The 24,096-nt window shown below is 60.7% G+C and carries 20 protein-coding genes; 11 read left to right on the forward strand and 9 right to left on the reverse strand.

The window, feature by feature from the left end:
• The first annotated feature begins 436 nt into the window (after nucleotides 1–436).
• Both tmaR and G5195_RS06955 read left to right on the forward strand, forming a co-directional pair.
• The gene (gene tmaR / locus G5195_RS06950; RefSeq protein WP_005336024.1) at nucleotides 437–754 is read left to right on the forward strand and encodes a PTS system regulator TmaR; all 318 of its coding nucleotides are present in this window, start codon (nucleotides 437–439) and stop codon (nucleotides 752–754) included.
• 208 nt (nucleotides 755–962) lie between these two features.
• Complete coding sequence (locus G5195_RS06955; protein ID WP_421235977.1) at nucleotides 963–4,046, forward strand: transglycosylase domain-containing protein; 3,084 nt, start codon at nucleotides 963–965, stop codon at nucleotides 4,044–4,046.
• A gap of 111 nt (nucleotides 4,047–4,157) precedes the next feature.
• Here G5195_RS06955 and yidA read toward each other — a convergent pair whose 3' ends face one another.
• The 4 genes from yidA to G5195_RS06975 form a co-directional block, all read right to left on the reverse strand.
• Nucleotides 4,158–4,967, reverse strand: a complete 810-nt coding sequence (gene yidA / locus G5195_RS06960) for a sugar-phosphatase (RefSeq protein ID WP_421235978.1) — start codon at nucleotides 4,965–4,967, stop codon at nucleotides 4,158–4,160.
• Between the two features lie 114 nt (nucleotides 4,968–5,081).
• Nucleotides 5,082–6,749, reverse strand: a complete 1,668-nt coding sequence (locus G5195_RS06965; protein ID WP_421235979.1) for a FapA family protein — start codon at nucleotides 6,747–6,749, stop codon at nucleotides 5,082–5,084.
• Nucleotides 6,750–6,999: 250 nt separating this feature from the next.
• Entirely contained in the window at nucleotides 7,000–8,148 is a 1,149-nt protein-coding gene (locus G5195_RS06970) for a competence/damage-inducible protein A (RefSeq protein WP_421235980.1), read from the reverse strand.
• A gap of 53 nt (nucleotides 8,149–8,201) precedes the next feature.
• Complete coding sequence (locus G5195_RS06975; protein ID WP_421206055.1) at nucleotides 8,202–9,440, reverse strand: HD-GYP domain-containing protein; 1,239 nt, start codon at nucleotides 9,438–9,440, stop codon at nucleotides 8,202–8,204.
• Nucleotides 9,441–9,584: 144 nt separating this feature from the next.
• Here G5195_RS06975 and metA point away from each other — a divergent pair, with 144 nt between their 5' ends.
• Nucleotides 9,585–10,532 (forward strand): homoserine O-succinyltransferase MetA, encoded by a 948-nt coding sequence (metA, locus tag G5195_RS06980; RefSeq protein WP_421235981.1) that lies wholly within the window; start codon nucleotides 9,585–9,587, stop codon nucleotides 10,530–10,532.
• Here metA and G5195_RS06985 read toward each other — a convergent pair whose 3' ends face one another.
• Nucleotides 10,533–11,051 carry a cyclin-dependent kinase inhibitor 3 family protein gene (locus G5195_RS06985; protein ID WP_005354972.1) on the reverse strand — a complete coding sequence of 173 codons (519 nt, stop codon included), beginning with the start codon at nucleotides 11,049–11,051 and terminating at the stop codon, nucleotides 10,533–10,535.
• Nucleotides 11,052–11,194: 143 nt separating this feature from the next.
• Between G5195_RS06985 and G5195_RS06990 the strand changes: the two genes are divergently transcribed.
• The gene (locus G5195_RS06990; RefSeq protein ID WP_005336001.1) at nucleotides 11,195–11,665 is read left to right on the forward strand and encodes an Lrp/AsnC family transcriptional regulator; all 471 of its coding nucleotides are present in this window, start codon (nucleotides 11,195–11,197) and stop codon (nucleotides 11,663–11,665) included.
• A 90-nt stretch (nucleotides 11,666–11,755) separates the two neighbouring features.
• Here G5195_RS06990 and G5195_RS06995 read toward each other — a convergent pair whose 3' ends face one another.
• Nucleotides 11,756–13,720: an LTA synthase family protein gene (locus G5195_RS06995; protein WP_421235982.1), complete on the reverse strand. Its 1,965-nt coding sequence runs from the start codon at nucleotides 13,718–13,720 to the stop codon at nucleotides 11,756–11,758.
• A 258-nt stretch (nucleotides 13,721–13,978) separates the two neighbouring features.
• Between G5195_RS06995 and G5195_RS07000 the strand changes: the two genes are divergently transcribed.
• The gene (locus G5195_RS07000; protein WP_005335997.1) at nucleotides 13,979–14,236 is read left to right on the forward strand and encodes a DUF2442 domain-containing protein; all 258 of its coding nucleotides are present in this window, start codon (nucleotides 13,979–13,981) and stop codon (nucleotides 14,234–14,236) included.
• Here G5195_RS07000 and G5195_RS07005 read toward each other — a convergent pair.
• Complete coding sequence (locus G5195_RS07005) at nucleotides 14,233–14,493, reverse strand: hypothetical protein (protein WP_152564719.1); 261 nt, start codon at nucleotides 14,491–14,493, stop codon at nucleotides 14,233–14,235. The genes G5195_RS07000 and G5195_RS07005 overlap by 4 nt on opposite strands.
• Between G5195_RS07005 and G5195_RS07010 the strand changes: the two genes are divergently transcribed.
• Together G5195_RS07010 and G5195_RS07015 are read left to right on the forward strand one after the other, a co-directional pair.
• Entirely contained in the window at nucleotides 14,482–16,449 is a 1,968-nt protein-coding gene (locus tag G5195_RS07010; RefSeq protein WP_421235983.1) for a TonB-dependent copper receptor, read from the forward strand. The genes G5195_RS07005 and G5195_RS07010 overlap by 12 nt on opposite strands.
• A gap of 109 nt (nucleotides 16,450–16,558) precedes the next feature.
• On the forward strand, nucleotides 16,559–18,187 hold the full coding sequence (locus tag G5195_RS07015) for an alpha-amylase family glycosyl hydrolase (protein ID WP_421235984.1): 1,629 nt from the start codon (nucleotides 16,559–16,561) through the stop codon (nucleotides 18,185–18,187).
• An 83-nt stretch (nucleotides 18,188–18,270) separates the two neighbouring features.
• Here the strand turns inward: G5195_RS07015 and G5195_RS07020 are convergent, their stop codons facing one another.
• Nucleotides 18,271–19,710 carry a RimK family protein gene (locus G5195_RS07020; protein WP_421235985.1) on the reverse strand — a complete coding sequence of 480 codons (1,440 nt, stop codon included), beginning with the start codon at nucleotides 19,708–19,710 and terminating at the stop codon, nucleotides 18,271–18,273.
• A 186-nt stretch (nucleotides 19,711–19,896) separates the two neighbouring features.
• On the opposite strand from G5195_RS07020, the gene G5195_RS07025 reads away from it, so the two are divergent.
• From G5195_RS07025 to G5195_RS07035, 3 genes are read left to right on the forward strand one after another with little or no spacing between them, the layout of a single operon-like run.
• Nucleotides 19,897–20,427: a GNAT family N-acetyltransferase gene (locus G5195_RS07025; RefSeq protein WP_421235986.1), complete on the forward strand. Its 531-nt coding sequence runs from the start codon at nucleotides 19,897–19,899 to the stop codon at nucleotides 20,425–20,427.
• A gap of 22 nt (nucleotides 20,428–20,449) precedes the next feature.
• On the forward strand, nucleotides 20,450–20,695 hold the full coding sequence (locus G5195_RS07030; RefSeq protein ID WP_005363187.1) for a DUF3624 domain-containing protein: 246 nt from the start codon (nucleotides 20,450–20,452) through the stop codon (nucleotides 20,693–20,695).
• A gap of 56 nt (nucleotides 20,696–20,751) precedes the next feature.
• Nucleotides 20,752–21,498, forward strand: coding sequence for an SDR family oxidoreductase (locus G5195_RS07035; protein ID WP_421223755.1), 747 nt, complete (start codon nucleotides 20,752–20,754; stop codon nucleotides 21,496–21,498).
• Nucleotides 21,499–21,558: 60 nt separating this feature from the next.
• On the opposite strand, the gene G5195_RS07040 is transcribed toward G5195_RS07035, so the two are convergent.
• A complete protein-coding gene (locus tag G5195_RS07040) occupies nucleotides 21,559–23,031 on the reverse strand; it encodes a C69 family dipeptidase (protein WP_421223757.1) in 1,473 nt (490 codons plus the stop codon).
• Between the two features lie 473 nt (nucleotides 23,032–23,504).
• Here G5195_RS07040 and G5195_RS07045 point away from each other — a divergent pair, with 473 nt between their 5' ends.
• Nucleotides 23,505–23,960, forward strand: coding sequence for a hypothetical protein (locus G5195_RS07045; protein ID WP_421223759.1), 456 nt, complete (start codon nucleotides 23,505–23,507; stop codon nucleotides 23,958–23,960).
• The last annotated feature ends 136 nt before the right edge of the window (nucleotides 23,961–24,096 follow it).

The following is a 24,096-nucleotide window of genomic DNA, read 5'->3' on the forward strand; positions in this document are numbered from 1 at the left end:
GTTCGAGTCCCGTCCGCTCCGCCACTAATTTGAAGGCCTTCCCTGATGGGAAGGCCTTTTTGCTATGGGCGGTTTTTACCCACTAACCCCGATGGTTGCACACCAGAACCAACACAAAGCCCAGTCTCACGACCGCGCGTTGGTGTTTTTAGCGTGTTAAACAGCCAGTATTAGCATTTATCTGCAGGAAGAGAACTAAAAATCCTGTCATTTCCTCCATTTTCTATCTATATCAAGCCCTTATCTGATGGATTACTGGCTATTTTAACTGGTTTACTTTTGGCCAAACTCTGTTCATGGCGAGCGATTAGGGTTGTATCTCGCTTATAACTCGGTAGAGTAAGGGCATCTTGAGTTTGCCTGTCCCGCGCCGAGTTTGCCGGGTTCCAGGTGTAACTTGGCCAGTTTTTATCAACCTTAAGTCAGTGGTATCGATATGGAACAAGTAAACAAGTCCACCTTCAGCGATGTACTGGAATATGTGCGTATGTCCCGTCGCCAGAACAAACTCAAGCGTGAAATTGCGGATAACGAGAAAAAGATCCGTGACAACCAGAAGCGCGTGCTGCTGCTCGACAACCTGAGCGACTACATCAAGCCGGGCATGAGTATTGATGATGTGCAGGCGATCATCGCCAACATGCGTGCCGACTATGAAGAGCGCGTGGATGACCACATCATCAAGAACGCCGAGCTTTCCAAAGAGCGTAAAGAGCTGAGCACCAAACTGAAGGGCATGAGCTCTCACAAGTAAGCGTTCAGCTTTTGCTTAAAAGACACCGGCCACTGGCCGGTGTTTTGTTATCAGCTCTGATCTCTGCCACTCCTGCAACAATCGGCTCCCCTTTTTAGAATTGCCCTGTTACCATCACTACAAAGCGGTCAATAGTTTCAAGCCATTGACTTGAAAAGACTAAGCTTGAGTGAAACACAATAAATTGCGCAACCATGGTGGGGCTGATATGGGCGCATCAGAACAGACGGATTTGACACAAGTGGCATCTCAAGATTCATCTGTCCAGACCTCGGACGGGAACCCAAAGCGCAAGCGTCGTCCCTGGTGGCGTTGGCTGTTCTGTTTTCTCTTTTTATTGTGCCTGGGGGCGGTGATCGCTCTGGTTGGCTATGAGATGAAAACCTCGAAGCTGCAATCTCAGGAGATCTCCCGCTATGCCGCCAAGCTCACCTATCAGGTCGAGCCAGGCCAGAGCAAGCAGATCGCTTTCCCTGAGGATGGCCCGTTCGACAAGCGGCTCGGCTATGTGCAACTGCCGATGATGCAGGAGCGTTTGCTTCAGCGGGGCTATGAAGTCAGCAAGCAGGTGCATTTCTCCGACGCGCTCTATGACTACGCCAGTCGTGGCTTCTTCGTGCCCTATACCGAGAAGGTGCAGGCTGGCCTGACGTTGCACGATTGCCGCGCAGAACCTTTCTATCAATTCAAGTATCCGACCCATCACTATCCGGATTTTGACTCCATTCCGCCTCTTGTCATCCAGTCGCTGCTCTTTATCGAGAACCGCGACTTGCTGAGCAATGAAGAGCCGTTGGCCAATCCGGCAGTCGACTGGCCCCGTTTTGCCAAGGCGGCACTATCTCAGGTGGGCAAGGCGCTCGATATGCAGGATCAATCTGCCGGTGGCAGTACCCTGGCGACCCAGGTGGAGAAGTATCGCCACTCGCCGGATGGCCTGACCCTGTCGCCGACCGAGAAGATCCGTCAGATGGCCTCTGCCAGCGTGCGGGCCTATCGTCTCGGGCCGGAAACCCTCGAAGCGCGCAAACTGGTCGCCTGGGCCTACCTCAACTCGGTACCGCTCTCGGCTGCGCCGGGATATGGTGAGGTGCATGGTTTGGGGGATGGTCTCTGGGTCTGGTTTGGTGCCAATGTCGATGACGTGAACCGTCTGCTGGACCCCGCCCGCAACCAGAACGCACCGCTGGCCGAGCAGGGGCTTGCCCTGCGTCAGGTTGTCTCTTTGATGATTGCGCACCGCCGTCCCTCTTACTATCTGGCTCAGGGGCGAGAGGCATTAGCTACCCTGACCGACAGCTATCTGCGCCTGTTTGTGCAGGAGGGGATGATCACGCCACCTCTGATGGAGGCGGCGCTCAAGGCCAAGATTACGTTCCGGGACTTCCTGCAGTCCCCGGCGATCACCCGGGTGAACAATAACAAGGGGTTGCAGGTTGCCCGTACTCGCCTTAGCCGTCAGCTCGGGGTGCAGCTCTATGACCTCGACCGGATGGATCTGACCGCCGATACCAGCCTCAACATGCCGCTGCAGAACGAAATCTCCCGTTATCTGCAACAGCTGGCCGATCCGACGTTTGCCGCCCAGGTAGGGCTGTTTGGTGAGCGCCTCCTCTCGCCGGAGAAGACCGGCGATGTGCGCTACAGCTTCACCCTGTTCGAGAAATCGCCGGAAGGGTTCAAGGTGCGGGTACAGACCGACAACACCGATCAGCCGTTCGATATCAACGAAGGCTCCAAGCTGGAGTTGGGCTCAACCGCCAAGTTGCGGGTGCTGACTACCTATCTGGAGATCGTGGCCGAGCTGCACGACAACTATGCCGGGATGCCGGTCGAGAATCTGCGTAAATTGGCGGCAGTTTCTCAGGACAACCTCAGCCGCTGGGCCATCACCTATCTGATGACGGCTCAGGACAAGAGCCTGCCTGTAATGCTGGAAGCGGCGCTGGATCGCAAATACTCCGCCAGCCCCAACGAAGGGTTCTTTACCGGTGGTGGCATGCACACCTTCAACAACTTCCGCCGCGAGGATAACAATCGTATTCCGACGTTGCGTGACTCTCTGCGTGAGTCGATTAACTTGCCCTTTGTGCGGCTGATGCGCGATATCGTGCGCTACAGCCTCTACAAGGAGGGCAACCGTGCCCAGTTGCTGAAGGATGACAAGGATCCCCGTCGTCAGGAGTATCTGGCCAAATTTGCCGACAAAGAGGGCCAGACCTATCTGCTGCGCTTCTGGCGCAAATATCGCGGCAAGACCCCCGAGGAGCAGCTCGATACCTTCCTCGACGGTCTCAAGCCGAGTGCGGTACGTCTGGCGGCGGTTCACCGCTACCTGATGCCGGAAGCCAGCGAAGCGGCTTTTGCTGCCTTCCTGGCGGAGCGGCTGCCGCGGGAGAAGCTGAGTGCGAAACGTGTCAATCAGCTCTATGTGAGCTATGGACCGGGCAAGTATTCACTGCCGGATCAGGGCTACATCGCCCGGGTTCACCCGCTGGAGCTGTGGTTGCTGGCCTATCTCAAGGAGTTCGACAAGGCGACCTTTGCCGACGCGGTGGCGGCCAGTCGTGACGAGCGACAAGAGGTTTACAGCTGGCTGTTCAAGACCCGTCATCGCAGTGCCCGTGACAGCCGGATCCGCACCATGCTGGAGGTTGAAGCCTTCCTCGATATCCATCAGCGCTGGGCCAAGCTCGGTTACCCGTTCGACCATCTGGTGCCTTCGCTGGCGACCGCGTTGGGTAGCTCCGGCGACCGTCCGGCTGCACTGGCCGAGCTGATGGGGATTATCCAGAATGGCGGTATCCGCTCGCCAACCTTGCGTATCGAGCATCTCTCGTTCGCCAAGGGGACTCCCTTCGAGACTGAGTTTGAGCCGCAGCACACCGAGGGAACCCGGGTGATGCCGGCAGAGGTGGCGGCAGCCCTGCGGAGTGCGCTCTCCAAGGTCGTTGAAGGGGGCACGGCAAGACGTATCGCCGGTGCCTTTACCCTGCCGGATGGCACTGTGCTGCAGATGGGGGGCAAGACCGGGACCGGGGATAACCGGATTGAAACAGTGGGCCGTTATGGCAACGTGACCAGCTCGCTGGCGCGCAACCGCACCGCAACCTTCGTCTTCTATCTGGGTGAGGATCACTTCGGTACCCTGACCGCCTATGTACCGGGTAGCCAGTCTGACAAGTTCCGTTTCACCTCGGCGCTGCCGGTACAGGTGCTCAAGGGGATGGCTCCTCTGCTGACGCCTTACCTGCAACCGGGCTCCCATACCCAGTGTCTGGCGAACCAGTGATACGCACGAATTACCGCTCATCACGCAGATCACTAACCAGAGAAAAAACGGGGAGGCTGACAGCCTCCCCGTTTTTATTTCCTTATCGGACGCAGCGGTGCTCGATTGCGATCAGGCGTTCAGTACGAACTGCTCGATCACCTGAGCTACACCATCTTCATCGTTGCGGGCGGTGGTGTGCTGGGCGAGACCCTTGATCTCGTCGGTAGCATTGCCCATCGCCACACCTAGGCCAGCGTACTCGATCATGTGGCGATCGTTGCCCGCATCCCCGACGCAGATCACCTGATCGGCGGTCAGGCCAAGATGCTCGGCCAGTGCGGCGACGCCGGTTCCCTTGTTGCTCTGCTTGTTCATGAATTCAAGGAAGAAGGGGGCGCTCTGTACCACGGTATAGTGCTCATAGAGCTCTGCAGGCAATCGCTCGATGGCGCGGGAGAGCTGGGGCGGCTCGTCGATCATCATCACCTTCATGATCTGCTCGTCGGCAGGCAGGGTAGCGAAGTCGATCAGATTGATCGGCATGCCGATCAGGCGAGATTCGTGCTCGGTGTAGGTACTGACACGGGGGCTGATCAGGCCACGGGTGACCGAGAAACCGTGGACGTTCACTTCCAGCTCATCAGCCAGTTTGGCGACGGCGCTGGCGTCACTGCCGGTCAGCAGCTGGCTGCGGATGATGCGCTGATCGGCCACCTGCTGCACCAGGGCGCCGTTGTAGCAGATGACGTAGTCATGTTCTGTGGTGAGGCCGAGCTCTTCCAGATAGCGGCTCATCCCTTCCAGCGGGCGGCCGGAGGCCAGCACAACGGTTACCCCTTTGGCGCGCGCGGCGCTGATGGCGGCGTGGGTGCGGGGAGTAATCTGGCCCTGCGGGTTGAGCAGGGTGCCATCCATATCCAATGCGATCAGCTTGTACATCTCTCACTACCTGAGTCTGGGTGGCCCGCCCGGTGGGGCCAAGGAAGTGGCGAGTGTAGCGAAAATCGGCGGCGGGATCACGGCCGGTTCAGCGATGGGGCCGTGCCGGTTTAGCTATTTGTGTCCCTCGTAAGGGGTCATCTCCAGGGTTTCATCATGGATGGTCAGGCGGGTAGGGCCTCGGGTGATGGTAACCTTGCGTTTGAAGCTGGCCATCTCGACCTCGATGCCGGAGTAGAGGTGTTGGGTGGCAATGACCTCCATCTGAGCCATCAAGTTTCGCAGCTCCTCCTGGTTGGCGGTGAGCTGCTCATCGAGCTGGGCCAGTTCGGCCAGCTGATGGTCCCGGATCGTTTTGAGCTTGCGCAGGGTATCCGGATTGCGCTTGTCGCCGGGTAGTTGCAGCAACTTCATGACCAGCTCCTTGATTTTCTCCAGCTGGGCCTGACACGTCTGCTGGCGCAGCTTGAGCTGGTGTTCCTGCTCCTTGTGGGTGAAGTAGCCACCGAGGATCTGCAGTCGGGTATGGTTGGCGGCCTCGGCCCCCAGGCTGGGGGCCATGATCAGGCGATTGGCAATGCTGGTGCCCCCCAGCAGTGTGCCTTTGCGCATGTTGCTATCGCCCACCTTGATATCTTGTCCGCTGCGGGAGTAGCAGTGGCTGAGCTGGCTCTGGATCTGGATATCCCCCCCCGCTTCCAGCTGGGCATACTGGGCGTAGCTGGCGTGGATCTCCCCCTGCGCATTGAGCTGGCAAAGGTACTCTCCCTGCTCGTTGCGGCGGCCAATGATGCCGTGGCGTACCGTGATGCTGCCCCCAGCCTCGATCCAGCCCCCTTCGATAAAGCCGCCAATCACGATGTCACCGCTGACCCGGATCTTCATACCGGGGTTGACGTCGCCGCTGACGATTAAGCCCCCTTCAAAATCAATGTGGCCGTGGCGGGCATCCACCTGTTTGACGCTGAGCACCTCGTCCACCTTCATGCCTGCTTTCTCCTGACAGGGCAGGCCAGCCCGACCGGCAATCAGCAGGTCGGGATCGTCGGGGGAGATGAAGGTGCCTTCGCCAGCGCTCATCGGACTGTCTTTGCCATCTTTGGCGGGCAGGTCCTGACCGGTCACGGTAAAACCGGGCACCCCGACGGTGGCCGGATGACGGCGCATCAGCGGAGCGCCGGCCTTGACGGTGACGATGGAGCCGAGATCCCGCAGGTCGACCTTGCCATGACCCAGCTCCTGTGGTTTGAGGATCCGTTCGGCCGGGGTCTCCACCAGCCGCTCATAGCGAGTGTCCTGACCATTGACGGCTGGCTGGCCGTTGGCAATCACCAGCTTGAGCTGACTGCCGGGGGCGGCTTCCTTGGCTGACTGGATGGCAGCGGTGAGCAGTTGCTCACTCACCCCCTGTTTGATTTCGCTGATGGCGATCGCCTCTTTCAGCTGTTCCAGCGTCACATACTTGCCACCCCAGTCGGCAGTGATCTGGGCGATGGCGCTCATGCGATCCTTCTCCACGATTACGGCGAGTCGGGCATCCTGACGCTTGCCGATGGGGATGGGGTTGGCAGGGACGGGGGCGGCAGGGTTGGTGAGCAGGGTATTGAGCAGGCTGATGGCCTGTTTGATCCCCTCGGGCAGCGGCTGATAGCGGCGACAGTTGGAAGCGAGCAGCAGAGCCTGCACATCCTGTTCCGTGACAGGTTTGGTGAGACCGGCGGCAATCCGCAGGCAGACCAGTTCCATATCGCTTGATAGCAGCAACCACTCTTTGCTTAACACCGCATCTCCTTGCTGGATGAGAACGGAACGATCGGCTCGCTCCTCTACTGTCATTTAATCTCTCAATGATTAATAAAGCGAGTCGCCAACCCTGAGAGTGGGCAGTATTCAGATATTTCCTCTGAATGGTCAATGAATTGAAGTCAAATCGGTGATGGCGGCCAGATAAATATGGGCGCTGTTTGGAAACGGAGTGAAAAGGCGGATCGCAGCGCCAGCGACATAAGGTCGCTGGCAGGGGGGGGGGTTATCAGCTGCGCTGGGCTGTTCTGGCCAGGGTGAGGTAATCGCCGAGCACCGGCTCACCCAGCATATGGCGGCGCAGCATGTCGAGGGCGGCAAAGGCGAGGATCTTGCGGCGGCTCTCCGGGCCGGGGTGGCGGACCTTGACCGTCTGACCGATGTGCATGCCATCGGCACAGAGCAGCAGTGGTACACCCTCAGTGCCCTCGCGCCCTATGGTCAGTTGCAGGCCCGCATCGGCGGTCGGCAGTTGCGCCAGCTCATCGGCCAGTTGCGTGCTGAAGCGTGCTTCCAGCTGGGGATGGCCGTGACAAAGCGCCAGCAGCGCACCTCCACTCTCCCCCTCCAGCAGAGTCAGCGGTTTGTCTTGCAGCAGCGCAAGGATCTGCTGCGCCGGTTCCGTATCTCCGCTGCCAACCAGCCAGGGGCGGATCGTATCCAGCAGTCGGCGCTCGGCACTCTCCATATCAGCGGCACTGGCGCCGTGGCCGATCAGTTTCAGCTCGATAAGGGGCATGGAGGAGCGGTAACCCAGCTCGATGCCGGCTGGCCAGGGTTCGGCATCCAGCATATCGCTGAGCGCCGACTCCGAGATGCCGAAGGTGTAAAAGCGACGCAGCTCGGTATCGATCTGCGCCCCGGCCAGCTGTTTGAGGCGCGGCAGAATTTGCTCGCGCACCATCTGTTTGAATTCGAACGGCACGCCCGGGGTGAAGAAGAGCTGGCTCTGGCCACTTCGCACCACAAAGCCGCAGGCGGTGCCAACCGGGTTGTCGAGGATTTCGCATCCCTGTGGCAGCCATGCCTGTTTGGCATTGCTTTGTGCCATGGGGCGGCCACGGCTGGCGTAGCGCGCTTCGATGGTAGCGAGCCAGTCGGGGAAGAGGGTGAGCGGTTGGTCAAAGGCCTCGGCTGCCGCCTGAGCGGTGAGGTCGTCGGCAGTGGGCCCGAGCCCGCCACACACCAGCACCACCTCAGCGCGGCTGGCACTCTCTTGCAGCACCGTTTTCAGGTCGGCGAGGTTGTCACCCACCGTCAGGCGACGGTGCACCTGCCAGCCCTGCTCCAGCAGCAGAGCGCTGAGCCAGGCCGCGTTGGTATCCACCACCAGACCCGTCACAATTTCGTCTCCGGTACTGATGATCTCGATACGCATGGCAGGCTCCTTGGATTAAACGGGTGGCAGCGGTTGGCCTCGGGCCAACACAATCAGGCTTTGTTGTGCTCGAAGTAGTAGCTGATCCGGGTACGCGGATTGAGGTACTCGAACACGGCGGGCGGCAGCCGTTTGGGGTGGATCACCTTGGCGATCGACAGTTCGGCTTGCTGCAGGTCGATGATGGCGGCTTCCTGACGGGGAATGCGCGGATCGTACACCAGCACCGAGGGGTAGAGCAGGCGGGAAGCGTTGACCGACATTACCAGCCCCACCTGACCATTGGAGAGTTGCACCACGCTGCCGGGGGGATAGATCCCCATCAACCGGATCAGCATGCTGAGGTACTCCGGATTGAACTGGGCCTTGCGCTGCTTGTAGAGGCCGCTCAGGGCCGAGTAGGGCACCTTGGCCTGCATATGGCAGAGGTTATCGTACTCGTTGATCAGAGACACCATCTGGGTGAGCTGATCGAGCTGGCCACCCTTGAGCCCTTCCGGCCCGCTGCCATCGAGATATTCGTGGTGGTGCAGCACTATCCCCTTCGCTTCCGACGGGAAATCCTTGGCCAGATTGAGCAGATCCAGCCCGTAGCGCGGGTGCTGGGCCATCAGGTTCTGCTCCGGCCTAGTGAGCGGCTCGGTCTTGCGCAGGATCTGGCTCGGGATCTTCAGTTTGCCGATGTCGTGGAACAGCGCCCCCATACCGATATGGCGGATCTGGTCGGCCGACATGTTGCACTCCTTGGCCAGCAGCATGCTGAGTACGCTGACGTTGAGGGAGTGGAAGTAGAGGTTGTTGCCATCCTCGCTGTCGGAGACCAGATGGAGCACCATCTCGTCCACCGAGAGCAGTTGCTCGGTCATGGCGTTGACCAGCTCCTGCGCCTCGCCGATGGCATTGAGGGGGCGGGACTGGAGCTTGCTCATCACGCTGCGCACCTGGGCCAGCGACTGCTGAAACTGTTTCTCGCACTGCTGCAGGTTGCGACGATACTGCTGCAACTGCTCGATGCGGCGGTCCTTCTCCTGCTGCATCCGGGCCTGCCGCTGGGCGGCGTCTGCGCTCTCTTGTGGTTGAGGCTGTACCTGATTGAGGGGCTTGGGCGGAACGTCGCTCTTGTCGGGAATGATGGTGACCAGTTTCAGACCGAGTCGGCGGATCAGCTCGATCTCCTCTTCATTCTTGATCTTGAAGCTGGAAAACAGGAACGGGTGTTCGCGCCACCCCAGTGGCAGGGAGACATAGTTGCCGACTTGCAGTCGATCTACGGAAATCTTGATACCGGTCATTATCTTGGATGCAGGGGAGATACTGAGCCGTATGCTAGTCAAAGGCGAGAGTGAATACAAAAGGTATCTGATGACAGGGTGGGAGCTTTATTATAGGCTTCTGGATGTCCAGACATATTTACCGATGCAGTACAGGGAGTAAGCATGCCGATCAAGATCCCGGATCAGTTGCCCGCAGCCGAAGTGTTGGGGCAGGAGAACATCTTCGTGATGACGGAATCCCGGGCCGTCACCCAGAACATCCGCCCGCTGCGGGTACTGATCCTCAATTTGATGCCCAAGAAGATTGAGACCGAGATCCAGCTGATGCGGATGCTCTCCAACTCGCCGCTGCAGGTGGATGTGGATCTGCTGCGCATTGATGACAGGGAGTCAAAGAACACGCCGCAGGCGCATCTGGAGAACTTCTATCACGACTTCGAGCAGGTGCGTGGCAACAACTACGACGGCATGATCATTACCGGCGCGCCGCTCGGGCTGGTGGAGTTCGAGGAGGTGGTCTATTGGCCGCGTATCGTCGAGATCATCGAGTGGTCCCATCAGCATGTTACCTCCACCCTGTTCCTCTGCTGGGCGGTGCAGGCGGCGCTCAAGGCACTCTACGGCATGGAGAAGCAGACCCGTGGCGAGAAGCTCTCCGGTGTGTATCATCATCATCGCCTCGATGAGCACGAGCCGCTGCTGCGCGGTTTCGATGACGAGTTTGTCGCTCCCCACTCCCGTTACGCGGCGTTTGATGGCGATCTGATCCGTGCCCACACCGATCTGCAGATTTTTGCCGAGTCAGAAGAGGCGGGAGTCTATCTGGCGGCCACCAAGGATTGTCGTCAGGTGTTTGTCACCGGCCACCCGGAGTACGATGCCCTGACGCTGGACGGGGAATATCAGCGGGATCTGGCGGCAGGGCTCGACCCGACCATTCCGGTCAACTACTACCCGAATAACGATCCGGGCAAGACCCCGCGCGCCAGCTGGCGCAGCCATGGTCATCTGCTGTTTGCCAACTGGCTCAACTACTACGTCTATCAGCTCACCAGCTATCGGGTGGAAGATATCGGCAAGGTCTTTACCTACGACCAGGGAGGCAAATAGTCAGTCGCCCTGCGCCAGCCGCTTGGCCAGCTGGTCGAGCCATTGGCGGTGGCAGGCCAGGGTAAACGCCTTGGGTCTGTGGGCCTTGATGGCGGCCATCGCCTCTTGCTGTGGCTGGCCAAGGGTCATCAGCAGCGCGGCAGCGACCAGACCGGTACGACCGCTGCCCCCTTTGCAGTGGATGACCAGATGTTTGCCATCCCCCAGCAGCTCGCGCAGCTGCGGCAGCGCCTGTTGCCAGGCAGCCTCGAAGTCGGTGTCGGGGGCCAGATCATCCTCGATGGGCAGATGGAACCAGCGCATCCCTTCGTGCTCGACCTGTTGGCCGAGCTGCGCCAGTTCGAGTCGGATCAACTCGGCGCTTGTCATCAGGGTCACCACCCCGTGGGCACCGGCCAACCGTAGTTGATCGAGCGCCAGGGTCAGCGGCACCTGCTGGGTGCCGGGGCAGGGGGTCAGCAGCAGCTGACCGTCGACACGGGGAACCTCAAGGCTCCAGAAGGGGTGATACGGGTGCATGGCGGATCCTCGCGTGGTGGCCGCAGGGCTGTGACCGGTGAATGGCGCCAAGGATAGGCGGGGCAGGGGGGATGTCAATGGCCGTTGTGTTTGCCCCGGTTTACGGGCAGAGTCTAAAAAATTGAGCGGTTCAAGGAGTTAAGATGAGAAACCTGGATCAACTGGATTTGGATATCCTGGCCCATCTGTTTCGGGATGCGGGCATGACCAACAAGGATCTGGCCGCGCTGGTGGGCGTTGCCCCCTCCACCTGTCTGGAGCGGGTGCGCAAGCTGCAGCAGGATGGCGTGCTCAAGGGGGCACACTGCGAAGTGGATTATCAGGCTCTCGGTGGCCACATTCAGGCCATGGTCTCCCTGCAGTTGGCCCGCCACAGCCGCCAGATCATCGATGCTTTCCGCGATGCCATTCTGGCGCTGCCCGAAGTGATCAGTCTGTTCCACATGGGCGGCAAGGATGATTTTCTGGTGCACCTCTGTGTCTCCGACACCGAGCACCTGCGCAACTTCGTGTTCGATCACTTCACCTCCCGCGAGGAGGTGGTGCACCTCGAAACTTCGCTGGTGTTCGAGCACAAGTTCAGCCGCTCCCTGCCCTGCTTTCCCCAGCCATAGCGGCCAGTGGGCCGACAATATGGGGAGATGAAAAAACCGCCAGCTGGCGGTTTTTTCCATTCTGCTATCGGCTGAATCAGCACGGTTGGCTCAATTGGCGGCGGTGCGTTCATCCTTGGCCGTCTGATAGAGACTCTTCTGATAGGCCATGCTGCCCCACAGGGCCAGACCAAGCGCATCCTCCTTCAAGGCGTCCGGCTGCGCCGCCAGGGTCAGCTTCTCGCTGGCATTGTCGTAGACATAACCCTCTGCCGCCCGCTCCGGTTGCAGGATCACCACATCCTTGCCGCGCATCAGGGCGAAGTTCTTGTCGTACTGCATGATGGCACGCCCCGGCCAGTCGGCAGGCATGCGGGTCAGATCCTTGCCGAGCATGGGGTAGTCGGCACTGATCCCCATCAGGGAGAGCAGAGTCGGCGCCATGTCGATCTGGCTGACGATGCGCGGATCCTTTCTCGGCGCAATGCCGTCGCCCACGATAACCCCCGGAATATGGAAGCGGGGGATGGGCACCAGACTGGCGCCACCGACCCGGCTGTCGTGGTCGGCGATGACCAGGAACAGGGTGTCCTGCCAGTATTCGGACTGTTTCGCCCTCTTGAAGAATTCGCCGATGGCGTAATCCGCATACTTGGCCGCGTTGTTGCGGGTCTGTTTGGGTTGCTCGAAGAGTTCGATGCGGTTGTCCGGGAATTCGAACGGATCGTGGTTGCTGGAGCTGAACACCAGACTGAAGAAGGGTTTACCCTCCTTGTGCAGCGCTTTGAAGGTCTCGTCGGCCTTGGCCATCAGATCCTCGTCGGAGGCGCCCCAGGAGCCCTTGAACACCGGATTGTCGAAATCCTTCTGTTCGACGATCGTGGTGAAGCCGTTGCCGAGGAAGAAGCTGCGCATGTTGTCGAAGTGGCTTTCGCCGCCATAAATAAAGCTGGTGTCGTAACCCCGCTGCTTAAGCAGATCCGCGATGGTGAAGAAGTTGGTCTGGCTCTTGCCGAGTTTGACCACCGCCTGTGCCGGGGTCGGCGTGAAGCCAGTCAGTACCGCCTCGATACCGCGCACCGAGCGGGTGCCGGTGGCGTAGAGCTGCTCGAAGGCCCAACCCTGCTGCGACAGGGCATCGATGTTGGGGGTGAGCGGCAGGCCGCCGAGGGAGCCGACAAACTGGGCGCCCAGGCTCTCCTGCAGCAGGATCACCAGATTCTTCGGTTTACCCTGGAAGCTCGCCTCGTTGAAGGTCTGGCTGGGCAGCAGATCGGAGTTGAAATCACTGGCCGGACGGCCACTCTCCTTGCGCATGACCTCGAGCACCTTCTGAGGGGTCATCTCGCCGTAAAACTGGCCGGCATCCTCCTCGGCGCCCATCTGCTTCATGGCAAAGAAGAGGGAGTAGGCGGAGTTGACGGTGAGCGAGTTGACCAGCGGATCCTCGGCAAAGGCGACCATGGCCGGGTTCAGGGCGCGGTGGCCGAGACTGGAGCGGGCACCGAGAAAACCTATGGCCAGAATGAGCAGGGCGAAGGCCGGACGCAGATACCAGCGGGGGAAGCTGAGGCCACGTACCAGACTGCCGCTCAGCCACCAACCGCCGGTCAGCATGGCGCCACTGAAGAGTAACGCCAGCAGCAGCTCGGCTTTGCGGCCTGCCCACAGCATGGCGAACACCTCTTTCGGATAGATGAGGTACTCCACATAGAGGCGGTTGGGGCGCACGCCATACTCGGTGACAAACGAAGGGGTGGAGATCTCGAGGAACAGCATCAGCCAGAGTCCGACGGTCAGCCACACTCGCATCAGTTGCAGCCAGCCCCGGCCGATGGCATGGGGGCCTGCCAGCAGCAGAGTGAGCATGGCGGGGACACCCCAGACCCAGCAGAGGGTCGCAAAGTCGACCCGGATCCCTTGCAGCAGCATCTCCTGCCAACCGGCCACGGCATCCACCCGTTCCAGTTGCCAGAGGCCGAGGGCGATTCGGCTGAAAGAGAGAGAGAAAAGCGCGAGCGCGCAGAAGATGGCGAAGGGCCAAAACGGGCCGAGTCGCTGTTTTAGATCTGTCATTTTTGTTCCTGAATGAGACTGTAAGCGCCTGTCCACAGACGTTTTTTACTTGTTGTGAGGTTATGACAGATCGAACTGGTTAAGGTTGCATTCAATTTTGTTAAAAGCCGGAATTAACACATTTGTCATCTAAAAATGTGATGTCGCGCGCTTAATGAGCACAGCATAACCTGCTGGATAAAATGTGAGCCACAGCGCGTATGGATGGGGGATGGGTGTTTATAATTGCCGCGAATTATCTCAATCGGAGCCGAAGGGATGCCGGTCTTTATCGATGTCGAGTATGTGCGGGGATGGCGCCTGTTTCTGGTGTTATCGGATGGCACTACAGGTGTGCTGGATCTGACCCCCTGGCGAACCCAGCCGCTGTTTGCAAAGCTGGAGAGCGAGCGTCACTGCGCCCGGGTCTTCATCAACCGTCACCACCAGCTGGAGTGGCCCGTCGGATGTACCTTGTCAGCCCATGAGGTCTATCACCTCATCTCTCCCATCGATGAGCGGGAAGCCTTCAGCTAATCCCCATTTTTTGTGAGCCAACGCCAGATTCCTGTTGCTGGAATGTTTGCCTGTTTGCCTTTCTGAGCCAACTTGGGTAAAACCTGCGCAACATTTTGCCAACTTGCCTTCGCTTCACCTGACAGAGGCTTGCCGCTTTCGCGCCGCAGGCCTTTTTTGCGGCCTGACGGCAAACCTTTCCCTTGCTGAAAGGTTTGATTGGTTGAATGAAAATAACAGAACAAACAAATACATAAGGAAAATGTATGGCTTGTCATATGCGCACACCTCTTGCCCTGCTGGTGGGCGGGCTCGCCTGTCACGGCGCTGCCGGTCAGGAATCGGTTCAGCAGCTGGATCCCATGGTGGTGGTGGCAACCCGCCCCGCCAGCACCCTGGAGGTGACACTGGATCCCAAGAAGCCCGGTTCCCCCATGCCTGCTGCCGACGGCGCCGGTTATCTGAAGAATGTCACCGGTATGAGCATGGTGCGCAAAGGGGGGCTCGGTGGCGACCCTGTGCTGCGGGGGATGGGGATGTCCCGTCTCAACGTGCAGATGGATGGCGGCATGCTGGCCGGTGGGTGTGGTGGCCGGATGGACCCGCCCACCGCCTACGTGTTCCCCCAATCCTTTGACCGGATCCGGGTGCTGAAGGGGCCGCAATCCCTCGAGCAGGGGGCCACTCTGGCGGGAACCGTGCTGTTCGAGCGGGACAGACCCGAGTTCACCACACCGGGTCTCAAGGCCGATGCCTCGGCCCTCTATGGCAGCTTCGGCCGCGATGACCAGATGGTGGATATGACGGCGGGTTCGACCGATGGCTATCTGCGCGGTCAGTTCACCCACTCCGACAGCGACGATTACCGCGATGGCCACGGTGACAAGGTGCGATCTTTCTATCGTCGCGAGAACGGCACCGCCCAGCTGGGCTGGACGCCGGGGGAGCACACCTGGCTGGAACTGACCGCCGAGCGCAGCAACGCCCGCGCCGCCTATGCGGACCGCACCATGGATGGCCCCATGTTTGATCGCGAATCCTTCGGGCTGAAGCTCAAGCAGGAGCAGATCACCACTCACTGGCAACGCAGCGAGCTGACCCTGTGGGACAACTACATCGACCACATCATGGACAACTTCAGCCTGCGGCAAAACAGCGGCATGAAGATGCTCTCCAACCCGGATCGCCGCAATACCGGCGGGCGCTGGGCCAACGATATCGCCCTGCCTGCCGACTGGCTGCTGACCGCCGGGCTAGATAGCAACCGGGATCAGCATCGCAGTCGGAGTGGGGTCGACTATGCCACTAAGGATCGCCAGCGCACCCTGCGTTTCGAGCAGCAGGGCGGCTTCGCCGAACTGGGTCGTCAGCAGGGGGCTCACAGCTACAAGGGCGGTTACCGCCAGGATAGGGTAGAGACCACCCGCTATGGCTCCGGTGAACAGACCCTCTACAGCGATACCCTGAGTCTGAACAGCGGATTTGGCCGCTACGAGTACCAGTGGTCGCCCCGCTGGTCCAGCTATCTGGCCTGGGGGCAGGCGGAGCGGGCGCCGGACTACTGGGAGCGCAGCAAGGACAGTACCCCGTTCACCCTCAACCCGGAGCGCAGTCGCCAGTGGGATGCTGGGTTGGCCCTGCGCAGTCGCGAGCTGGACCTGACCCTCTCCCTCTTTAGCGCCGACATCAAGGACTACCTGCTCTACAACAGCAAGTCGAACAAGGTGCGCAATATCGATGCCCAGACCCGGGGTGGCGAGCTGGAGGGGCGCTGGCAGTTTGCCGAGCAGTGGCGTCTCGATGGTGGTTTGGCGGTGGTCTATGGCGAAAACCAGAGCGACATCAAACCGCTGGCCCAGATGCCGCCGCTTGATGGCAAGCTGGCGCTGGGCTGGCAGCCAAATGAGGCGCTGAACTTCACTCTGCTGGGGCGCGCGGTGGCGGCGCAGGATCGGGTAGATCTCTGGTCCGGTACCGTTGCGGGTCAGGATCAGGGGGAGACCCCAGGCTTCTTCACCATGAACCTGAGCGGCGCCTGGCAGTTTGCCAAAGGGTGGCAGCTCTCGGCCGGGGTGGACAACCTGTTCGACACCTTCTACTACGAGCACCTCTCCAAGTCGGTGCACAGCAGTCAGGCCGGGCTGGGCTACGAGCAGAGCGGCCGCATCCCCGAGCCGGGCCGTTCCTACTGGCTCTCGCTCAACTACCGGTTTGCCTCGGCGGGTGTGCTCTAACCAGTTGAGTCAGATAACGTTTTCAGTCACAGACACCGCTGTGTGAGCCTCGCTATCATGGTGGAAAACAGGCGTATCAGACGCCTGCTCTCACAGCGGGAAGATAACAATGAAACAGGGAACGTTACGCTATGGCGGCCTGCTCGGGGCCGCCCTGTTACTTGCGGCTTGCGGCGGCAGCGGTAGTTCAGGCGGGGAGAGCTCTCCCCCCGTCGTCAATCCGCCGGTCACCCACCCTCCGGTCGCGACGGCCAGTCGTGCCTGCTATGGCGACGATCAACCCGCCTGCAACCTGCGCATCTATCAGGTGATGGTGGAGTCGTTTGCCGATGGTGACGGCAGCGCCAACTACGGCGTCGGCTATGGCCCCTCCCAGCACAACGGCGATCTGCAGGGGATCATCGACAGTCTCGACCACATCAAGAGCCTCAACGTCAACGCCATCTGGCTCACCCCGGTGTTCGACTCCTGCGCGGGGCAAGGGGGTGATGACAAGCTCGATGCCACCGGCTACTTCGCCTGCGACTTTTTCACCGTGGACCCCAACTTCGGCAGCAATGCCAAGCTCAAGCAGCTGGTGGACGGGGCGCACCAGCGCGGCCTCTATGTCTTCCTCGACGGGGTGTTTGGCCACGTCAACAAGGTGGGGGTGAGCAAGCCCTCGCCAGAGGGGCGTCTGCCAGCCCTAACCAGCGGCGGTGCGGGTTATCCCGGCCAGCTGGTGGATTACAGCAAGCCGGAGAGCCTCGCCTACTTCAAGGAGGTGGCCCGCTACTGGGTCGAGCAGTACGGCATCGACGGCTGGCGCCTCGATCAGGCCTATCAGCTTGGGCTGGATGATTGGCGCGCCATTCGCAGCGAGGTGGAGCAGGCCAGCGCAGCGCGCAAGGCCGCCGGTCAGCAGTGGGGCACCCTTGGCTACATGGTGGGTGAGGTGTGGAAGGGGGCTGACGATATTCGCGCCCAGGCTTACGGCAGCAGCGACAATCCGGCGCTCTCCTCGGCCTTTGACTTCCCGTTGCGCTACGGCATCGTGCAGGCGCTGGCGGTGGAGGAGTCCGGCAAGGGCGGGCAGGGGGCCAGCGTGCTCGATGCCAGCTGGAACAAGGTGGAGAACTACCCGAATCATGCCATGCCGAACCTGATGCTGGGCAACCATGATCTGGTGCGTTTTGGCGATCTGCTGGAGCGCGGCAACTTCAAGTCGACCGAGTACTGGCAGCGCCACAAGGCGGCCTTCAGCTTTATGGCGGCTCGCTCCGGCCCCATCACCTTCTACTATGGCGAGGAGTTTGGCGACGAGGTGCCGGGCTTTGCCGCCAAGGTTGGTGGTGACTGTGCGGCGCAGGGCTTGTGCGACGATCATGTGGCCCGCAGCGACGGCAAAGTGCCCGCTGTCACCGGCTTTGTGCCAAGTAGCGAACAGGCCGAGTTGAAAGATTGGCTGGCCCAGCTGCTGGCGATGCGTGCCGCCCACCCCGCTCTCTATCAGGGAGAGCGAGTCAAACTGGTGGCCGAGGGCAGTCTCTATGGTGACATCAAGCAGACGGCGGGGGAGCAGATAGTCTACCTGCTTAACCTCTCCACCACAGCGCTTAGCTACAACCTGCCGACGGGCAAACTGCGCAGCGGTAGTGCGCTGGTGGATCTGCAAAGCGGCGAGAGTCTGGCCATCGGCGGCAGCAGCGTGACGGTGGAGATACCGCCCTTGAGCGGGCGTTTCCTGCGTCTGCAATAAGTCAGCCACAGCACGCTTTGATATGAGAGAGGGCCCCATCGCGGGGCCCTCTCTGTCATTGCGGGCGACAAAGTCATGGCGGGTTATGCGGTAGTCTGGCCCCGGTTTTCCAGCCGCTGGCGGAAGGCGCGGGCCAGTCGCTCGTAGAGATCCTGCGCCTCCTTGTCTTCGATATCGCCGCGGATCCAGGGGTTGTCGACGATCTCCAGCAGCACGCAGTCACGCCCTTGCTGGCGCAAATCGAGCCCGTAGAGGCCATTGCCGAGCTGATGCACGGCACGGCGAGCGGTCTGCAGTACCCGCTCCGGCACCTCGTTAAGCGGCAGCGCCTTGATGCGGCTCATGTCGAGGGGGTGCTTGCGGCGGCGAATGCGGTTGCCCGGTTCGGGCCGGTAGCGGCGACAGGCGAACAGCGGCGAGCCGTCGAGAAAGCCGATGCGCCAGTCAAACTCGGCGGGGATCCGGCTCTGCACCAGCAGCAGGGCGGAGCGGCCCAGCCCCTCGTCCAGCAGGCGGGCCAGCTGCTGCTCGTCGCTGGCCATGGCGAGATCGCGCCCCTGCGCCCCGTCGGGCACCTTCACCATCAGCGGCAGGCCGAGCCGCTGCACCAGCTCATCCACATGGTGGCGGCCGCGGCGGGTCACCACCATGGTGGGCGGCATGGGTACGCCGCTGCGCACCATCAGCTCGTAGAGGTAGAGCTTGTTGCTGCAGGCTAGGATGGCGCGGGAGCTGTCGATCACCGGCATCTTGAGCTGTTCGGCGCGATGGGCAAATTCGAAGGTGTAGTGGCCGACTGCGGTTTCGGCACGCAGCCAGAGGGTGTCGAACTCCGGCAGCCGCTCGATGGCCGACGGTGGCAGGATCTCGGCCCGGATGCCTTGGGCGGCGGCAGCCCGGATAAAGCGCTCCAGCGCCAGCCCGTCACTGCTGGCACGGCCATCATCGGGGTCGACCAGAATGGCGAGCTGGTAGAGCGGCGCCGCCTGCTCCTCATCACCGGTCCCCACCAGCGCCTGAGCGTGGTGCAGCATCAGCTCTTTCTCGCTTGGGCTCAGCTCCAGCGGCGACAGGCTCTGCTGCTGGCGCACCGACCAGCCGTGGCGGCCGCGCTTGAGGGTCAGCTCCTGCAGCGGCAGTTGGCTCAGGCCATAGTAGTAGCGGGCCAGCCCCGCCAGCTCGCTCTGTTCACACTGGCCGAAGATGGCGCGCACCCGGATCCTGTCCTCGCTCTGCTGGGCCAGCCACCCTTGTGCCTTGCGCCACAGCTTGGCCGGTGGCTGCTGGGGTTGCAGTCTGCTGATGGCCTGCAAACCCGGCAGGCAGTGGTGGCCGCGGGCCTGGGCCAGCAGTGAGCAGTAGTAGCCTGCGCTAAGGTGTTCCAGATTGCGGCAGAGGTTGATGATGCGGGGTCGGCCGCCGGTGGTCGGCACGCCATGTTGCAGATAGGTGCGGGCGGTCAGCAGATAATCGGCATGGCAAGGCCAGTCGCCCAGCTCTTCGACGATGACATAGGTACTCATATTTTCGGCTCCACAGATCAGACTGCCTGAACAGGCAGGATCCCCAGTGGGCTTCGATGCACCGACAAGCACGACAATGGCGCGAGGGGAAACAAGAGGTTACAGTGCCTAATATGACGCCTTGGTAACTTGTGATACAAGTCGCATTTTTGGTGCTGAGGATAAATAACCGAACAAGGACTCCCCGTGTTGACCGTACGTGCGGCCCGAACCGATGATCTGGGCGCCATCGTTAATCTGGAACGCTACTGTTTTCCCCCTGAAGTCGCCTTTGGCCGCAGCCGCTGGCACTATCTGCTGGCCCACGCCAAGGGGCGCACCCTGTTGCTGCTGGACGAGAAACATCAGCTGATGGGCTATCTCTGCCTGCTTGAGCACAGAGGCTGGGATCGGCTGGTCATTCAGGCGCTTGCCATCCGCTGGACGGTGCGCCGTCTGGGCTGGGCGCGGCGCCTGCTGGAGCAGGTGATCTGCGAGGGCAAGGCCGCTGGCTGGGGGGCGATTCGCCTCGAAGTGGGGGACGCCAACGAAGAGGCGCTGGCGCTCTATCAGGGATTGGGATTTCGTCCCCAGCAGCGGCTGGCGGACTACTATGGCCGCGACCAGCACGCCCACCGACTGCTGCTGCCGCTGGTGAGCGACGAGGAGCGTGAGCGGCGCAGAGTGGCTCGCACTCAGGCGCGCAAGCCGTCTTTACAGGCCAACTGGCCATATTGAACGAGCAGAATCGAGGAGCAGGATGAGCTGCGACAACTGTCTTGCCACCGCCATCAGGGCAAAGCTGGGGCGCTGTCCGGTCTGCGCTGGCCAGACCTTCGTCATCGGCCTGATTGGCTGGTTGGTCTGGTGGTGGTGCGGCGCCGACACCTCGGTCAACGCCCTCACCGGCCTGCTGTTTGCGCTGGGTGGCTCGGGCCTGTTGCTGCTCCATCTGGTGGTATTTGTCTGGCGCAAGGCGACCGGACGTGAATTGAGCGATGAATAAATCAGATTGGATTCAACAACATAAATAACAATATCGGTGTAGATATGGAGGTTCAGATGATTGCAATGGTAACGGGCGCCTCGTCCGGTTTTGGTGAAGCCATCAGCCGCCAGCTGGTGCAGGCGGGCTACAAGGTGATCGGCACCGGTCGCCGTGCCGAGCGGCTGGCTGCGCTGGCTGACGAGCTGGGCGAGCAGTTCCTGCCGCTGGCGTTCGATGTGCAGGACAAGGCGGCTACCCGCGCCGCCATCGCCGCTCTGCCAGCCGCCTGGAGCGAGGTGGATCTGCTGGTCAACAACGCCGGTCTGGCGCTGGGGCTGGAGCCGGCCCACAAGGCGGATCTGGAAGATTGGGAGCAGATGATCGCCACCAACATCAGCGGTCTGACCCTGCTCACCCGCCTGCTGCTGCCGGGCATGGTGGCGCGCAATCGCGGTCACGTCATCAATATCGGCTCCATCGCCGGCACCTACCCCTATCCGGGCGGCAACGTCTACGGCGCCACCAAGGCGTTCGTGAAGCAGTTCAGCCTCAACCTGCGCGCCGATCTGGCGGGCACCGCCATCCGCGTCACCAACGTGGAGCCGGGCCTGTGCGGCGGCACCGAGTTCTCCAACGTGCGCTTCCACGGTGACGATGCCAAGGCGGCCTCCGTCTATCAGGGGGTGGAGGCGATCCAGCCGGAAGATATCGCCAATACCGTGCTCTGGGTGAGCCAGCAACCGGCCCACGTCAACATCAACAGCATCGAGATCATGCCGGTGGCGCAGACCTTCGGCCCGCTCCATATCAGCCGTCGCTGATCGCTGCATTGGTTGAAACAAAGAGGCTCCCGTGGGAGCCTCTTTGCGTTGGCGAGCCGATTACAGGCTCATGATCTTCTTGAACTCCTCCGGCGAATACTTCTTCTCGCTGCGCTTGGTCAGATCCGTCATCAGCTTGTAGCGCAGCGTTTTGGCCATCTGATAGGTCTGCTCCAACTGGCCATAGGAGTAGTCGGCGGCCAGCCCGATGGCGGTAGCCTTGTCGCTGGCATAGGCCTGCTTCAGGCTCTTGTCGAGCAGGGCCACCTCCTTGTAAAGCTTGCTGCTCTCCTTGCTCCAGACGCCGCGCAGCAGCGGCAGGTACTTGTCCGGATCAGCGCTGGCCAGCGCGGTCAGGCTGCGGAACTGCCAGTAGGCGGAATCATCGGAGTAGCTGTCGCTGCCGGTGCGATAGGGCAGGGGGTAGTTTTCCAGCGTGTTGTAGAGCGGCACCATGACCGATTCAGCCAGCACGCCGTAGCTCTGCCAGATCAATCCCTGCAGCTCTTTTGGCATCTCCTTGCGCAGCTGGATGACGTGGGATTCGAGCTGGCGATCGATGCGGATCGGCCGCTCCGCCTTGCCCGCCAGCGGCGTGCCGTCATAGGTGGCGCTCAGCAGTTTGGCTACGTCCGGCACGGCGATGGGGGCATCCGGCTTCATAAAGAGCGGATATTGCGCCTGCCGGGTCGGCTGCGGGTGGCTGGCGGTCAGCATTTTCTGGCCGAGCCACTCCCGATCCACGTTATACGGGTCAGCGATGACCCCGAACGCCTTGGCGAAGTTGAACTCTTTCGGGTCGGCGTTATCCAGCAGTTTGTGCTCGCGTACAAACTCCAGCAGCTTGGGCGAGTGCAGCACATCGGCGCTGTCGAGATTGACGCCGTGGATCCGCAGGCCGTTGGCCACCATGGCGTAGCTGTCGTCCGGCACCCGCACCGCGATCCAGTGGTGGCCGGAGCCGATCTCCATCAGCCAGGCCTCGTTCACATCCGCCAGATAGAGGCTGTTGCCTTCACCGGCGCCATATTGCTCCACATAGCGGCCAAGCAGCTCGACCCCCTCTTTGGCCGTCCTGGCCTGCGGCAGGATCAGGGTCGGGATGATAGCTTCAATCACTCCCTTCTCGATCAGCGGATCGGCTTTTTGGGCCTTGTCGTTGACCTCGGCACTGGTGGTGGCCGAAATGGCAACGTTGAACTCGTTGATGCCGCGCTCCTCGTAATACTTGCCGTCCGGGTCGCTGGCTGTGGCATCCCAGTCACGAATGGCGGAGTAGGCGAAAAATGCTTTGGGCATCGGCACTTCCAGTCCATTGCCCAGTTTCCAGAGTTTGCCCTCGTTCTGCTGCGCAGGCCGGAAGGCGAGGTATTTGTTCCAGTTGTTGACGCCAAAATCCTCGTTTCTGGCAATCATTAGGCTGCCGTCCAAGCTGGCTCCCTTGCCGACAATAAGGCCGGTACAGGCGTCGGCACTGGTGCCAAGCAGGGTGAGCAGGGTGGCGGAGAGAAGACTCAAGGTGTGTTTTTTCATAGGTGTACCCGAAGGGTTGCGGTGAGTGAGAGCTAGACGAGGGGATGAGGTGTGGGGAGCCTGCAACTCCGAACTGGCAGCGGAGTGAGCACGACAGATTGGTCTGCCTGTTATTGGTTTTTCGAACAGATCATCCATGATACGGCTGGCTGGTTGTGATGTGCGCCAAAATTGTATTCCTGAGTGGTTGTTTATTTTGTGATCGAGCTGCGGTTCCTGACTTTTCTCTGGCGTCGTGGTACGCGGACGGCGAAGTGTGCCAAAACAGCGTGAACCGGCAGCAGATGAGTCATGATTCTGACGCCAGTTTGCGTGGGGGACGTGGTGAGATCCGCCATATCTCTGGATCTCGCACTATCTGACAAGTTGGCCTGTAACTTGCTGGTTTAATTGATAATGGTGGGGTATGACGCCCCATGTGACCGGATCAGCCTGTGCCCATTGCCGCAGATGCGCACCGAATTGGAGCCCCCATGGATATCAAACCCTACAGCCAGCAGCTTGCCCAGAGCGCCTCCAACCACCGCGCCCTCGCTACCCTCAACAGTGCCAGTAGCGGCGGTCAGGGCGGTGGCTGGGAGGAGATGGTCAGCCTCTCCACCCAGCGCATGACCGGCCAGGCCCAGCAGGTGCTGACCTACGAACATCTGGCCAAGAACAACAAGTTGCCACCGGCGCTGGATATGAGCTCCGACAAGGGGGGCGTGGTGCAGCAGCTGGTGGACAAGGCGCTTGGTTTCGATCGCAAGAAGTTCAACGAGATCGAAGAGAAGCTCAAGACCATCGCCGATAACAAGAAGCTGACGCCGGAAGAGCGTGCGGAGCAGAGCAAGCCGCTCAACGAACAGCGAGAGGCGATGCTCAAGGAGGCGATGGATCGCCTGACCGGCAAGAAGAGCTCATCCAAAGATGAGGCCAAAACTGCCTGATCCTGCCGCTGTTCTGAGATCTACCCGGTCGGCACCGATGGGCCAGTGTCGACCGCCGATGGGCAAGCTTCTGCCACCTCTTTTGACCTCACCTCCCCACAGGCGCACAATGTCCGCGCATTGAGCCAGTCGAGGA

Source organism: Aeromonas sp. 601039 (assembly GCF_049174415.1).
Taxonomy (GTDB): Bacteria; Pseudomonadota; Gammaproteobacteria; order Enterobacterales; family Aeromonadaceae; genus Aeromonas; species Aeromonas veronii_A.

Excerpts from the sequence above, each read along its gene's own strand:
- G5195_RS06995 (WP_421235982.1), bottom strand. The coding sequence starts at position 13,720 with ATGACAGATCTAAAACAGCGACTCGGCCCGTTTTGGCCCTTCGCCATC.
- G5195_RS07005 (WP_152564719.1), bottom strand. The coding sequence starts at position 14,493 with ATGACAAGCCATACATTTTCCTTATGTATTTGTTTGTTCTGTTATTTT.
- G5195_RS07030 (WP_005363187.1), top strand. The coding sequence starts at position 20,450 with ATGAGCTGCGACAACTGTCTTGCCACCGCCATCAGGGCAAAGCTGGGG.
- tmaR (WP_005336024.1), top strand. The coding sequence starts at position 437 with ATGGAACAAGTAAACAAGTCCACCTTCAGCGATGTACTGGAATATGTG.
- G5195_RS06975 (WP_421206055.1), bottom strand. The coding sequence starts at position 9,440 with ATGACCGGTATCAAGATTTCCGTAGATCGACTGCAAGTCGGCAACTAT.
- yidA (WP_421235978.1), bottom strand. The coding sequence starts at position 4,967 with ATGTACAAGCTGATCGCATTGGATATGGATGGCACCCTGCTCAACCCG.
- G5195_RS06970 (WP_421235980.1), bottom strand. The coding sequence starts at position 8,148 with ATGCGTATCGAGATCATCAGTACCGGAGACGAAATTGTGACGGGTCTG.
- G5195_RS07010 (WP_421235983.1), top strand. The coding sequence starts at position 14,482 with ATGGCTTGTCATATGCGCACACCTCTTGCCCTGCTGGTGGGCGGGCTC.
- G5195_RS07015 (WP_421235984.1), top strand. The coding sequence starts at position 16,559 with ATGAAACAGGGAACGTTACGCTATGGCGGCCTGCTCGGGGCCGCCCTG.
- G5195_RS06955 (WP_421235977.1), top strand. The coding sequence starts at position 963 with ATGGGCGCATCAGAACAGACGGATTTGACACAAGTGGCATCTCAAGAT.
- metA (WP_421235981.1), top strand. The coding sequence starts at position 9,585 with ATGCCGATCAAGATCCCGGATCAGTTGCCCGCAGCCGAAGTGTTGGGG.
- G5195_RS06990 (WP_005336001.1), top strand. The coding sequence starts at position 11,195 with ATGAGAAACCTGGATCAACTGGATTTGGATATCCTGGCCCATCTGTTT.
- G5195_RS07045 (WP_421223759.1), top strand. The coding sequence starts at position 23,505 with ATGGATATCAAACCCTACAGCCAGCAGCTTGCCCAGAGCGCCTCCAAC.
- G5195_RS07020 (WP_421235985.1), bottom strand. The coding sequence starts at position 19,710 with ATGAGTACCTATGTCATCGTCGAAGAGCTGGGCGACTGGCCTTGCCAT.
- G5195_RS06985 (WP_005354972.1), bottom strand. The coding sequence starts at position 11,051 with ATGCACCCGTATCACCCCTTCTGGAGCCTTGAGGTTCCCCGTGTCGAC.
- G5195_RS07035 (WP_421223755.1), top strand. The coding sequence starts at position 20,752 with ATGATTGCAATGGTAACGGGCGCCTCGTCCGGTTTTGGTGAAGCCATC.
- G5195_RS07000 (WP_005335997.1), top strand. The coding sequence starts at position 13,979 with ATGCCGGTCTTTATCGATGTCGAGTATGTGCGGGGATGGCGCCTGTTT.
- G5195_RS07040 (WP_421223757.1), bottom strand. The coding sequence starts at position 23,031 with ATGAAAAAACACACCTTGAGTCTTCTCTCCGCCACCCTGCTCACCCTG.